Source organism: Vibrio sp. Vb1018 (assembly GCF_033338775.1).
GTDB lineage: Bacteria > Pseudomonadota > Gammaproteobacteria > Enterobacterales > Vibrionaceae > Vibrio > Vibrio alginolyticus.
On the sequence record NZ_JAWOTI010000019.1, the window covers coordinates 34,370 to 46,143 of the forward strand.

The 11,774-nt window shown below is 45.5% G+C and carries 14 protein-coding genes; 13 read left to right on the forward strand and 1 reads right to left on the reverse strand.

Annotation, left to right across the window (positions count from 1 at the left end; genetic code table 11):
* From R7Z10_RS18030 to R7Z10_RS18090, 13 genes are all read left to right on the forward strand, one after another.
* Positions 1-948 (forward strand): chemotaxis protein CheW (locus tag R7Z10_RS18030; RefSeq protein ID WP_206949301.1); only part of this gene is annotated, 948 nt, incomplete at its 5' end.
* Positions 949-983: 35 nt separating this feature from the next.
* Positions 984-1,478, forward strand: a complete 495-nt coding sequence (locus tag R7Z10_RS18035) for a chemotaxis protein CheW (protein WP_005380507.1) — start codon at positions 984-986, stop codon at positions 1,476-1,478.
* A gap of 13 nt (positions 1,479-1,491) precedes the next feature.
* Positions 1,492-1,986: a DUF2802 domain-containing protein gene (locus R7Z10_RS18040; protein ID WP_025767176.1), complete on the forward strand. Its 495-nt coding sequence runs from the start codon at positions 1,492-1,494 to the stop codon at positions 1,984-1,986.
* Between the two features lie 289 nt (positions 1,987-2,275).
* Entirely contained in the window at positions 2,276-2,893 is a 618-nt protein-coding gene (gene ccmA, locus R7Z10_RS18045) for a cytochrome c biogenesis heme-transporting ATPase CcmA (RefSeq protein ID WP_005380511.1), read from the forward strand.
* A gap of 1 nt (position 2,894) precedes the next feature.
* The gene (gene ccmB, locus R7Z10_RS18050; RefSeq protein WP_005380512.1) at positions 2,895-3,563 is read left to right on the forward strand and encodes a heme exporter protein CcmB; all 669 of its coding nucleotides are present in this window, start codon (positions 2,895-2,897) and stop codon (positions 3,561-3,563) included.
* Positions 3,564-3,672: 109 nt separating this feature from the next.
* Positions 3,673-4,416, forward strand: coding sequence for a heme ABC transporter permease (locus tag R7Z10_RS18055; protein ID WP_318105482.1), 744 nt, complete (start codon positions 3,673-3,675; stop codon positions 4,414-4,416).
* Positions 4,417-4,427: 11 nt separating this feature from the next.
* A complete protein-coding gene (gene ccmD / locus R7Z10_RS18060) occupies positions 4,428-4,634 on the forward strand; it encodes a heme exporter protein CcmD (protein ID WP_005380515.1) in 207 nt (68 codons plus the stop codon).
* Positions 4,631-5,116: a cytochrome c maturation protein CcmE gene (ccmE, locus tag R7Z10_RS18065; protein WP_005380516.1), complete on the forward strand. Its 486-nt coding sequence runs from the start codon at positions 4,631-4,633 to the stop codon at positions 5,114-5,116. Before ccmD ends, ccmE begins: the two co-directional genes overlap by 4 nt.
* Complete coding sequence (locus tag R7Z10_RS18070) at positions 5,113-7,089, forward strand: heme lyase CcmF/NrfE family subunit (RefSeq protein WP_318105485.1); 1,977 nt, start codon at positions 5,113-5,115, stop codon at positions 7,087-7,089. Before ccmE ends, R7Z10_RS18070 begins: the two co-directional genes overlap by 4 nt.
* 1 nt (position 7,090) lies before the next feature.
* Positions 7,091-7,645, forward strand: coding sequence for a DsbE family thiol:disulfide interchange protein (locus tag R7Z10_RS18075; protein WP_318105488.1), 555 nt, complete (start codon positions 7,091-7,093; stop codon positions 7,643-7,645).
* The gene (locus tag R7Z10_RS18080; protein ID WP_318105491.1) at positions 7,642-8,127 is read left to right on the forward strand and encodes a cytochrome c-type biogenesis protein; all 486 of its coding nucleotides are present in this window, start codon (positions 7,642-7,644) and stop codon (positions 8,125-8,127) included. Before R7Z10_RS18075 ends, R7Z10_RS18080 begins: the two co-directional genes overlap by 4 nt.
* A complete protein-coding gene (gene ccmI / locus R7Z10_RS18085; RefSeq protein WP_318105493.1) occupies positions 8,127-9,341 on the forward strand; it encodes a c-type cytochrome biogenesis protein CcmI in 1,215 nt (404 codons plus the stop codon). Before R7Z10_RS18080 ends, ccmI begins: the two co-directional genes overlap by 1 nt.
* 216 nt (positions 9,342-9,557) lie before the next feature.
* On the forward strand, positions 9,558-10,331 hold the full coding sequence (locus tag R7Z10_RS18090; protein WP_005380523.1) for a VacJ family lipoprotein: 774 nt from the start codon (positions 9,558-9,560) through the stop codon (positions 10,329-10,331).
* A gap of 74 nt (positions 10,332-10,405) precedes the next feature.
* Here R7Z10_RS18090 and R7Z10_RS18095 read toward each other — a convergent pair whose 3' ends face one another.
* Positions 10,406-11,722 carry an outer membrane protein transport protein gene (locus R7Z10_RS18095; protein WP_047104363.1) on the reverse strand — a complete coding sequence of 439 codons (1,317 nt, stop codon included), beginning with the start codon at positions 11,720-11,722 and terminating at the stop codon, positions 10,406-10,408.
* Positions 11,723-11,774: the final 52 nt, after the last annotated feature.

Below are 11,774 nucleotides of genomic sequence, written 5' to 3' on the forward strand. Positions count from 1 at the left end.
CCAGAGCCAGAGCCAGAGCCAGAGCCAGAGCCAGAGCCAGAGCCAGAGCCAGAGCCAGAGCCAGAGCCAGAGCCAGAGCCAGAATTACAGCTACAATACTCGGAGCCAGAAACGTACCAGTTTCAAGAAACATATCCGCCAGAGTTGGAAGCTCCAAACCTGGAAGATGTTCAAAGGCTATTAAGTCAGCTTGAAGCAAGCAACCCAGTGGCTGAGTTGGATATTGATAGTATTCTTGAACAAAATACGATTGATATTGCAGCAGAGATAAAAGCGGCTGAGCCTGAGGTACAAACCTTTAGTGAGGTGCCTGAGCTTCAGGGTGTTGAGGAAATACAGGACTGGGTGATTGATGAGCCAGTTTTTGAGGAAGCGCAACCAGAGGTGGATGAACCTCACGCAGTGATCGAACAAAGTATCAATATAGAATCGAACGTCGATACTGAACTCGAAACACAAGCAGATTCCGATATACCAACGGTCTGGGAAAGCACGAAGCGAAGTGAGGACTTCCAAGTTCTTTACTTTGATGTGAATGGTGTCACGTTTGCTGTACCTCTTGATGAGTTAGGTGGTATTCATCGCATTAGCGAGCTTAACCATTTGATAGGAAAACCCGCCTGGTATTTGGGGCTACAAACAAATCGCGAGCAGCAGTTTGATGTCGTCGATACCGCGAAATGGGTGATGGCAGATAAGCTTCGTGATGATAGCTATAAAGATAACTACCAATATGTCGTCATGCTTGGTGAGAGCATGTGGGGGTTGGCCAGTAACCAATTAATGGGGACTGAAACGCTTAATATCGACAAGGTTCGCTGGCGTGAGCAGGCGGGTAAACGCCCTTGGCTAGCGGGCATGGTAAAAGAAAAAATGTGTGCCTTAATTCATGTCCAGGCGCTCATTGACATGCTAAACGCCGGTTTAGATGTCAAATCACTGAATTAGATTTAAGTCGGGAACGACATTAACGAGGATTAACTATGTCTCAAGCTTTTGAAGTAGAAGTGAAGAAAGATGCATCGAATGACGAAGTTCTTCAGTGGGTGACGTTCCAGCTAGAAGAAGAAACGTACGGCATCAACGTAATGCAAGTTCGTGAAGTACTTCGTTATACTGAAATTGCCCCTGTTCCAGGTGCACCAGATTATGTACTTGGTATCATCAACCTACGCGGTAATGTAGTTACTGTTATCGATACACGTTCACGTTTTGGCCTGATGGAAGGCGAAGTCACTGACAACACTCGTATTATTGTGATCGAGTCTGAGCGTCAAGTGATTGGTATCTTAGTAGATAGCGTGGCAGAAGTTGTTTATCTGCGTTCTTCTGAAATTGATACGACGCCTTCAGTTGGTACCGACGAGAGTGCGAAGTTCATCCAGGGTGTGAGCAACCGTGACGGCAAGCTTCTTATCCTTGTGGATTTGAACAAGCTGCTAACAGATGACGAGTGGGACGAGATGGCTCACCTTTAATGGCTGAATGATGATGGCTGAAGAGACTCTTTTATCTGCCCCATTCCTTGCGGGTGGCGTTGCTTTTATCGTGTTGGTATTGGTTGTTTTGCAACTGCGGATTCGCTCGGGGTTACAAAAGCAGTTAGATCAACAACGAGCTCAATCTCGACACGCAGATAAAGAAGTGCAAAAGTTGAGTAAGCAGTTACTCGAAGTGCGCTCGGTTGTTGTTGGTCTTGGACAAAAAGTGACCGAGCAACAAGACATTATTCAGCACTTAAACGAGAGAATTCGCGAACTCGAACACGCTGATACTGATGGTCGCTTGTACAGTCGCGCTTCTAAAATGGTACAGCTTGGCGCTGATATCAACGAGCTGATTGAAGAGTGCGAACTACCAAAAGCCGAAGCTGAGTTGATGCTTTCACTGCAGAAGAAACTGGCGGGGAAAGAGAAGATTCCACCATTAAGTGGTCAGCCATCAGATGACTCAGAATATCCAACGCGTGGACGTCGTCGACGCTAAAGGTTATCAAGCGAGAAAAAGAGGCGTTATTACGCCTCTTTTTTTGTTTTTAGCCTCTAATGCTCTTCTTAAATACAACCCTAGACAACCTTCAGTCGATCTTGCTCTTAGTTCTGGCCTCTCAAATTCAAAATGAGCGCTTATAACTACTTATAGTTAATTTTATTAAAGTGTGATGATTAATTAACAAAAATACATGAACTTACATGTAACCTAGCCCTCTTATCCTGTTTTGTCATAACTAAGCTGTGCTAATATAGCGGCTCGTTCATTTTTTAGTTGAAGCTCTATGTTAGAAGTGTCTAACCTGACAGCAATCCGTGATGAAAGGGTTCTGTTTGAAAACCTGCAGTTTGAAATTAAGCCTGGTGAATTGGTCCAGATCGAAGGGCGTAATGGTACTGGTAAAACTACATTGCTACGGATTGTGACAGGGTTAGGTGATAGAGAAGAAGGTGTCATTAAATGGAAAGGCGAAGAGGTTGAAAAATCTCGTGATGTTTTCCATCAAGATCTGCTTTTCTTAGGACATCAAACAGGAGTGAAACGAGAGCTTACCGCATTAGAAAACTTACGTTTTTATCAATCTATTCAAAATAATCGCTCTTCAGACGAAGAAATCTTTATCGCTTTGACTCAAGTAGGATTAGCTGGTCGAGAAGATGTGCCTGTAGCACAACTTTCCGCAGGTCAGCAACGACGAGTCGCATTGGCAAGGTTATGGCTCAGTAAGCAAATTTTATGGATCTTAGATGAGCCGTTGACTGCCATTGATAAGCAAGGTGTCAAGGTGCTTGAATCTTTGTTCGCAAGTCATGCTGATAATGGCGGTATTGTTGTGTTGACGACGCATCAAGATATGTTTGCGGACAGCCCGAAACTTAGAAAAATAAAGCTGGGTGACTGATATGATTTCCTCGATGACCACCATCATTCGTCGTGAGCTCCTAATCGCATTTCGCCGTCAGGCAGACATTCTGAACCCGCTGTGGTTCTTTATTATTGTCATTACTCTCTTTCCTCTGAGTATTGGACCAGAGCCTAATTTGTTAGCACGTATTGCAGCGGGCATCGTTTGGGTTGCCGCATTGCTGTCCGCCTTATTATCATTAGAGCGTCTATTTCGTGATGATTTTCAAGACGGTGCACTAGAACAAATGATGCTAATGCCGATTCCATTGCAACTTGTAGTGGTTTCAAAGGTCATAGCACATTGGTTGTTAACAGGGTTACCTCTGATTTTAATTAGCCCATTATTGGCGGTTTTACTTTCGCTCGACTTCAATACTTGGCTATCGGTTGTATTAACCTTGATGATCGGTACACCAACACTAAGTTTTATTGGCGCCATTGGTGTGGCGTTGACTGTTGGGTTGCAAAAGGGTGGCGTTCTTTTGAGTTTGCTTATTCTTCCGCTCTACATCCCAATTTTGATTTTCGCAACATCGGCAATTGATGCTGCCGCACTCGGTATGGCGTATAACGGTCAACTAGCGATTTTAGGTGCGATGCTAATGGGGGCGATGACATTAACGCCTTTTGCCATCAGTGCCGCATTACGAGTTAGTGTCAACTAACTCAATAAAGTGCCAATGAAGCGGCGCTTGATCAAAGAATTATTATTAAAGCACTGCTACGGTCTCAACCCTTTAGACAGTGTCCCTGAAGTAAGAGTGAGAACAAAACATGTGGAAATGGCTACATCCTTATGCCAAGCCAGAAGCAGCTTATCGTTTGAGTGGTAAGTTTCTGCCTTGGTTTTCTGTATTGGCCCTCGTATGCTTATCGGTTGGTACGGTTTGGGGGCTTGTATTTGCGCCTTCAGATTACCAACAAGGTGACAGTTTCCGAATCATCTACATTCATGTCCCATCAGCTATTTGGTCTATGGGCGTTTATATGTCGATGGCGATCGCTGCATTTATTGGCCTAGTATGGCAAGTTCGCCTATCTGATATGGCGGCACTTGCGATGGCTCCGATTGGTGCAGTATTTACTTTTATTGCTCTACTTACAGGTGCTGTTTGGGGCAAGCCTATGTGGGGCACTTGGTGGGTATGGGATGCCCGTCTTACATCTGAATTGATTCTTCTATTTCTCTACCTTGGTGTGATTGCGCTTTACCATGCGTTTGACGATCAAAAAACCGCCGCAAAAGCTGCTGGTATTTTAGCGATCGTAGGCGTAGTAAACCTACCTATCATTCACTTTTCCGTGGAATGGTGGAACACGCTTCATCAAGGTGCGACGATCACGAAATTTGAACAACCTTCTATTTCATCCGACATGCTTTGGCCGTTATTGCTGAACATCTTTGGCTTTGCGTTCTTCTTTGGTGCCGTGACGATGGTCCGTTTTCGTAACGAAATCATCAGTAAAGAAAGTCACCGCCCTTGGGTGCGCAAACTCGCAACAGAACAAACTCAGTGAGGTAACTGATTATGCATTTTGAATCTCTGAGCGACTTTTTTGCCATGGGTGGCTACGCATCATACGTATGGAGTGCGTTTGGTATTACTTTCTTATCCATGCTGATTCTTCTGATCACTAGCCTTCGCCGCGGTGATGCATTATTGAAAGAAGTGAAAGCAAAAATTGACCGTCAAGCTCGTATCGACGCAGCGAAGAACATGGAGAACACCTTATGAACCCGAGACGTAAAAAGAGGCTAGGTATTGTACTAGCGATCTTTATCGGTATTAGTGCCACCATTGGTTTGATACTTTATGCGCTTAACCAAAATATGGACCTTTTCTACACTCCAACGGAATTGGTTAATGGTAAGCCAGATGGCACCAAGCCAGAAGTAGGCCAGCGTCTGCGTATCGGTGGAATGGTGGTTGTGGGCTCAGTTCGTCGAGATCCTAATTCTTTGAAAGTGAGTTTTGACCTGCACGATGTCGGTCCGAAAGTGACGATTACCTATGACGGTATTCTTCCTGACTTGTTCCGTGAAGGGCAGGGTATTGTTGCTCAAGGTGTACTGAAAGATGCCACGACAGTTGAGGCATTTGAGGTCCTAGCGAAGCACGATGAAGAATACATGCCACCAGAAATTGCAGAAGCGATGAAGAAAACGCATGAACCGCTTCAATACAGCACCGAACAGAAACAAGGAAGCGGCCAATGATTGCTGAAATCGGTCACTTTGCTCTCATTCTTTCGCTTGCAATGGCTGTGCTGTTGAGCGTATTGCCATTGTGGGGAGCATCGAATAATAACGCCATGCTCATGAACACAGCGCGACCGCTATCTTGGTCTATGTTCCTGATGCTGTTGTTCTCTTTCGCCATTTTATGTTGGGGATTTTATACCAACGACTTCACGTTACAGTATGTAGCGAGCAACTCGAATAGTCAGCTTCCTTGGTACTACCGTTTAACCGCAGTATGGGGTGCGCACGAAGGTTCACTGTTGCTATGGGTTTTAATCCAAGCTGCTTGGACTGTCGCTGTAGCGACGTTTAGTCGTGGTATGCCGCAAGAGTCGGTTGCACGTGTACTTGCTGTTATGGGCATGATCTCAGTGGGTTTCCTACTGTTTATCATCCTAACGTCAAACCCATTCCTACGTACGTTACCGTTCTTCCCGGTTGACGGACGTGACTTGAACCCTCTGCTTCAAGATCCTGGTTTGATTGTTCACCCGCCAATGCTTTACATGGGCTATGTTGGTTTCTCGGTTGCGTTCTCTTTTGCGATCGCATCCCTAATGACCGGACGCCTTGATACGGCTTGGGCTCGTTGGTCTCGTCCTTGGACAACCGCAGCATGGGTATTTTTAACACTTGGTATCGCACTAGGTTCTTGGTGGGCTTACTACGAACTTGGCTGGGGTGGCTGGTGGTTCTGGGACCCAGTAGAAAACGCATCATTCATGCCTTGGTTAGCGGGTACCGCATTAATGCACTCTCTTGCCGTCACAGAAAAACGCGGCACATTTAAAGCGTGGACGGTACTATTGGCAATCTCTGCATTTTCGTTGAGTTTGTTGGGCACCTTCTTAGTCCGTTCCGGTATTTTAGTATCGGTGCACGCGTTCGCGTCTGACCCGTCGCGCGGTATGTTTATTCTAGGCTTCCTCGTTTTCGTTATCGGCGGCTCTTTATTGCTGTTTGCCGTAAAAGGGGCAGCAGTGCGTGTACGAGGTAACTTCGACTTAGTCTCACGTGAAAATGCGCTCTTAGCCAACAACGTATTACTTATCGCCGCTCTTGTTGTGGTGTTAGTGGGGACACTGTTGCCGCTCGTACACAAGCAGCTTGGTTTGGGGTCGGTTTCTATCGGTGCGCCATTCTTTGACATGCTGTTTGCGTGGTTAATGATGCCATTCGCTTTCCTGCTTGGTATTGGTCCTCTTATTCGTTGGAAGCGAGACAATTTATCTAAACTTGTGAAACCAATGCTCGTTTCAGGTGTGCTTGCTTTCGCCTTGGCCGCGCTATGCGTGTACCTGTTTGCCGATTTCTTCTCAACCATGGCTTACATTGGTTGGGTGATGGCGATTTGGATTATTGCGATGCATGGCTTTGAACTGTACGAGCGCGCAACGCACCGTCATAGCTTTAGTGAAGGTGTTCGCAAGCTGCAACGTAGCCACTGGGCAATGATGTTGGGTCATGTTGGTCTGGCGGTATCTGTTATCGGTATTGCGATGGTACAGAACTACAGCATCGAGCGTGATGTACGTTTAGCACCTGGCGAACACTTCCAAATTCAAGGCTATGATTTCTACTTCTCAGGCTTGCGTGATAAAGATGGTCCAAACTACGATGGCTACATCGCAGACTTTGAGATCACACACGATGGCAAATACGTGAATACGCTTCACGCAGAGAAGCGCTTCTACCGTACGGCTAAGTCTATGATGACTGAAGCAGCCATTGACCGTGGTATTAGCCGCGACTTATACATTGCAATGGGTGAACGTTTAGACGACAACCGATCTTGGGCTGTTCGTATTTACTATAAACCGTTCGTTCGTTGGATTTGGGCTGGCTCTTTGGTTATGGCATTAGGCGGCGCACTAGCGATTTCTGATAAACGCTACCGCTTCCGTAAATCGCCGAAGAAAAATGCGAAGTCAAAAGAGCAGGAGGCATAACATGAATAAGAAAATCTTATTTATTCCGCTTGTCGCTTTCATGATTCTAGCGGGTATTTTCGCAACCCAATTAATGCGTAACCAAGAGGGCGATGATCCAACTAAATTGGAGTCGGTTTTGGTTGGCAAGCCAGTTCCTGAATTTCATTTAGAAGACCTGGCTGAGCCTGGAAAACAGTACGACCAATCAATTTTTAAAGGTGAACCGTTGCTCTTGAACGTTTGGGCAACGTGGTGCCCAACGTGTTATGCAGAGCATAAATACCTAAACGAATTGGCGGGTAAGGGCGTTAAGATCATCGGTATGAATTACAAAGATGATCGTAATAAAGCAATAGGTTGGCTGAATGATCTCGGCAACCCGTACTTGATCAGCCTATTTGATGGCAGTGGTATGCTTGGCCTTGACCTTGGCGTTTATGGTGCTCCAGAAACATTCATTATTGATGCAAATGGTGTGATTCGCTATCGCCATGTAGGGGATGTAAACCCACGTAATTGGTCAGAAACACTGGAGCCGCTTTACAACCAATTGGTTGAGGAGGCGAAGCAATGAGAAAGCTAATTCTTGCCGTTTTTGCTGCGATGACATTATCTCTTGCTGCTCATGCGGCCATTGAAGTGTACGAGTTTGATAATTTGGAACAAGAACAGCAGTTCAAAGAGTTAAGCCATACGCTCCGTTGCCCTAAATGTCAGAACAACACGATCTCGGATTCTAACGCTGAACTTGCTCAGGACTTACGCCATAAGGTGTACGAAATGACCAAAGAAGGTAAGTCCAAAGATGAGATCGTTGATTACATGATCGCCCGTTACGGTAACTTCGTGACTTACAACCCACCATTTACGGTCGCGACTGCGATTTTGTGGCTAGGGCCACTCGCTGTAGTACTGGGTGGTTTTGGTTTGATTGTACTGCGTAGCCGTAAATCTAAAGTTAAGGCAAAAGCGAGCAGTGACGAGCAATGGGATGAGCAAAAAGAAGCTCGTTTAAAAGCATTGTTTGAAGAAGAGAACAACGGAGATAAGAAGTAATGACACTATTTTGGATTTCCACCGTTGCTCTCACGCTTATTGCTTGTGCGTTGGTGGCTTTGCCGCTGCTTAAACAAAAAGCGAACAATGATGATGTGTTACGCGATGAGCTCAACAAGGCATTTTATAAAGACCGACTATCTGAGCTTGCAGAAGAAACTGACGAAGGTCTGGTTGAAAGTGAAGACGAACTGATTTCTGATCTAAAGCAATCACTGCTTGACGATATCCCTGGTGATAAAGCGCAAAAAGAAACCAAGGTTTCTCCAATCGCGGTTTTAGTTCCATCGGTAATTCTGACGGTGGTGCTGAGCTATGGTTTGTATTATAAATTTGGCGCGTCAGACGATATTGTTCAATGGCAAGAAGTGTCTGCAAATCTACCTGAGTTATCGAAAAAGCTGATGTCGGCTTCTTCTGAGCCGCTGAGTGACGATGAAATGGCGGATTTGACCCTAGCCCTTCGAACTCGCTTACATTACCAGCCGGAAGACTCGACAGGTTGGTTACTGCTAGGTCGTATTGCGTTAGCAAATCGTGATGTCACCACAGCTATCGATGCGATGGAAAAATCGTACCGCCTAGAGCCAAAAGACCCAGATGTGATGTTGGGTTATGCACAAGCTCTGATGCTGTCTCAAGAGGAAATGGATCAAGCGACGGCTCGCTCATTACTCGGCAAGCTGATGCAGCAAGACTATGTCGATCTGCGTGTGTTTTCTTTGTTAGCGTTCGATGCGTTTGAGCGTCAAGACTTCCCGGCAGCCATCAAGTACTGGGGAATCATGCAGCAAATGATTGGTCCAGAAGATAGCCGCTACGAGATGTTGTCACGCAGTATTGATAGTGCTCGTAAGCAAATGGGCGAAGCGGTTTCACCGGATAAGAGTGTAGCTGTGACAATTAATGTGGCACCAAATGCTCAGTTGGATCCAAACGCAGTTCTGATTGTGTCAGTACATCGTTCAGATGGCTCTCCAATGCCTGTGGCTGCTGCTCGTTATCCGCTAGGTACTTTCCCTCGCACAGTCGTATTAGATGATGGCAATGCCATGATGCAAGGGCAAAAGTTATCTTCACTCGATAAGCTAATCGTCCGTGTGCGTGTAGATTCTGACGGTAACGTAGCAACGCGTGATCAAGATTGGCACGGAGAAAGTGACGTCGTTGAATTTGGCGCACCAGTAGAAGTGACCATTGATCAGCAGTATTAATTGTTAACATCTGTCTCTGAAACATGACAACGAGGTAGAGTCAGTTGCCTTTAGTGGTATGACTCTAAACGATCGAGTAGAATACCGAAGGCCAGCGATTGCTGGCCTTTATTTATTCCCATATCTGAGTCATCTTTACTATGTATCCTGCTCAACATACGTACAATGGTTAATCGGGGTGACTTAGGTACATTAATAGTCGTTATGGAAAATAAAATGTATAACAAGGGTAAATCTACCTTCTTGTTGCTGTTAGCCGTTGGACTGGTTGGCTGTTCAAGTGCGCCTGATGAAGCAGTAACAGGACAAGAAACAAATCAAACGACTTCTGATGTGTATGACCCGTTGGAAGGCTTTAACCGAACCATGTGGGAACTCAACTACGAATATTTAGATCCGTATTTGGTTCGTCCTGTATCACTTGCGTATGTAGAATACACGCCAGTTCCTATTCGTTCTGGTATCGCTAACTTCTTATCGAACTTAGATGAGCCAGCAAGCATGGTTAATAACTTAATCATGGGTAATGGTACGAAAGCCGTGGACCACTTTAACCGTTTTTGGATTAATTCGACGTTCGGTATTTTCGGTTTATTCGATATTGCAAGTGCCGCGGGTATTACGAAGTACGACGAGAAAGCGTTCAGTGATGCAGTAGGCCACTATGGTGTTGGAAATGGTCCTTACTTCATGGTTCCGGGTTATGGTCCGTATACCTTACGTGAAGTGACAGATACCGTAGATAGTACGTATTTACCCCTCTCTTATCTCAACTTCTGGGCGAGTTTGGGTAAGTGGGCGTTTGAAGGCATGGAGAAGCGTGCTTTATTAGTGCCGCAAGAAGCGCAGCTAGACTCATCGCCGGATCCATATATTCTTACTCGTGATGTTTATATCCAGCGTCAAAACTTTAAAGCAGAAGTTGAAACGGTAGAAGAAGTTAACATCGAAGAAGAAGAGTATTTAGACGAATATCTAGAAGACTTTTAAGCGTTGTTCTTCACAATAGAGAAATGAAAAAAGGCTTAGCTGATGCTAAGCCTTTTTTGTATTTTGCAGCTTGGTTAGAAACGGTAGTTTGCTTGAACACCGATTAGCCAAACATTACCCGTAGTTTCGCCTACGAATTGGCCGCCGACTTGTTCTGCAGTGTCGTCTGACTTGTAACCACGAGACTCAACGATTGGTGCGTCTTTCGCAAAAATATAGGTGAAGCCAGCGTCTAGGCTGAAGTCTTTCGTCCAATCGTACGTTGCGCCAATACTTAGCCAAGTGCGGTCAGTTTCTGGAATAGTGATCGTACGGTTTTTGTCGCTTACCGCTGAAGTATCGTATGCAATACCAGTGCGTAGCGCTAGCTTAGGATCAAGCTGGTAAGTAGCACCAACAGCAAAGCGATAATTATCTTCCCAGTTTTCTACTTTAACCATATGCGTGCCTGCAGTATCTAGACGTGCTTCCAATTTCTCGAAAGAGCTCCAATCCGTCCAGTTAACGCTTGCGTGTAACGCAAGTTGGTCTGTTACTTGGTGGAAGCTTGCTAACTCAGCCGTTGCAGGCAGGTTTAGATACATGTAGCCGTTGTCGCGTTCAGAAGTACCGAAGCCAAAACCAAGACCTTCAGCATGGCCTTCAAGCTTTAGTTCAACTTCAGATTTGTACGCGAAGCCGATACGGTTATTTTCATTGATCTGCCATGCTGTACCAACTTGCCAGCCCCAAGCGGTATCGTCACCTTCCATGTATTTTAGAGCGGTACCTTGAGGAACACTGATTGGTTGATTAGTTTCAGGGTTTAACCCTACAACGTTATTCTTAGGAGCTGCTGCGCCAAAGCTGCCTTCGCCGATGATGTAACGGATACCACCACCAACGCTGATTGATTCATTGACTTTGTAAGCTGCGTTTAAGTTCGCTTCCATTGTCGTTACGCTTGCTTCGTTACCGAAGTGCGAGGCACCAAAGCCTTTACCTAAATCGGTTTCCATGCCGTAGTTGGTGCCAAATGCCAAACCAATCGCGAATTTCTCATTATATTGGTGTGATAGGTAGAAGTTTGGAATGATTGCATCATGTGCGAAGTCATCTGAAGATGCAGAAGAAGTGCTACCGTGGAAGTTTACATCACCTTCAATATCAATATTTGGGTTCACATAGATTGCACCAACGGACACTTGAGTGCCTTCCAAATAAGTTAGCATTGCTGGGTTACGCCATTGTGCACTTGCGTTGTCAGCCATTGCAGCTTCACCAGCATATGCTCGACCTAGGCCTGTTGCAGAATATTCAGCAAGTTGGAAACCTGCTGCGTTAGCCATGCCCGTTGTGCCAAGTAGGCTTAATGCCACTGCTGTTGATAGAAGAGTCTTGTTGGTTTTCATTCGAATGTTCGCTGATTTGTTTATAACGTGGGACGAAAGTTTAAAGGTAGAG

What these genes read in the sequence shown, in the direction of transcription:
- ccmD (WP_005380515.1), top strand. Translation starts at nt 4,428, where the DNA reads ATGCATTTTGAATCTCTGAGCGACTTTTTTGCCATGGGTGGCTACGCA.
- R7Z10_RS18075 (WP_318105488.1), top strand. Translation starts at nt 7,091, where the DNA reads ATGAATAAGAAAATCTTATTTATTCCGCTTGTCGCTTTCATGATTCTA.
- R7Z10_RS18040 (WP_025767176.1), top strand. Translation starts at nt 1,492, where the DNA reads ATGGCTGAAGAGACTCTTTTATCTGCCCCATTCCTTGCGGGTGGCGTT.
- R7Z10_RS18080 (WP_318105491.1), top strand. Translation starts at nt 7,642, where the DNA reads ATGAGAAAGCTAATTCTTGCCGTTTTTGCTGCGATGACATTATCTCTT.
- R7Z10_RS18055 (WP_318105482.1), top strand. Translation starts at nt 3,673, where the DNA reads ATGTGGAAATGGCTACATCCTTATGCCAAGCCAGAAGCAGCTTATCGT.
- ccmI (WP_318105493.1), top strand. Translation starts at nt 8,127, where the DNA reads ATGACACTATTTTGGATTTCCACCGTTGCTCTCACGCTTATTGCTTGT.
- R7Z10_RS18090 (WP_005380523.1), top strand. Translation starts at nt 9,558, where the DNA reads ATGTATAACAAGGGTAAATCTACCTTCTTGTTGCTGTTAGCCGTTGGA.
- R7Z10_RS18095 (WP_047104363.1), bottom strand. Translation starts at nt 11,722, where the DNA reads ATGAAAACCAACAAGACTCTTCTATCAACAGCAGTGGCATTAAGCCTA.
- ccmE (WP_005380516.1), top strand. Translation starts at nt 4,631, where the DNA reads ATGAACCCGAGACGTAAAAAGAGGCTAGGTATTGTACTAGCGATCTTT.
- ccmB (WP_005380512.1), top strand. Translation starts at nt 2,895, where the DNA reads ATGATTTCCTCGATGACCACCATCATTCGTCGTGAGCTCCTAATCGCA.
- ccmA (WP_005380511.1), top strand. Translation starts at nt 2,276, where the DNA reads ATGTTAGAAGTGTCTAACCTGACAGCAATCCGTGATGAAAGGGTTCTG.
- R7Z10_RS18035 (WP_005380507.1), top strand. Translation starts at nt 984, where the DNA reads ATGTCTCAAGCTTTTGAAGTAGAAGTGAAGAAAGATGCATCGAATGAC.
- R7Z10_RS18070 (WP_318105485.1), top strand. Translation starts at nt 5,113, where the DNA reads ATGATTGCTGAAATCGGTCACTTTGCTCTCATTCTTTCGCTTGCAATG.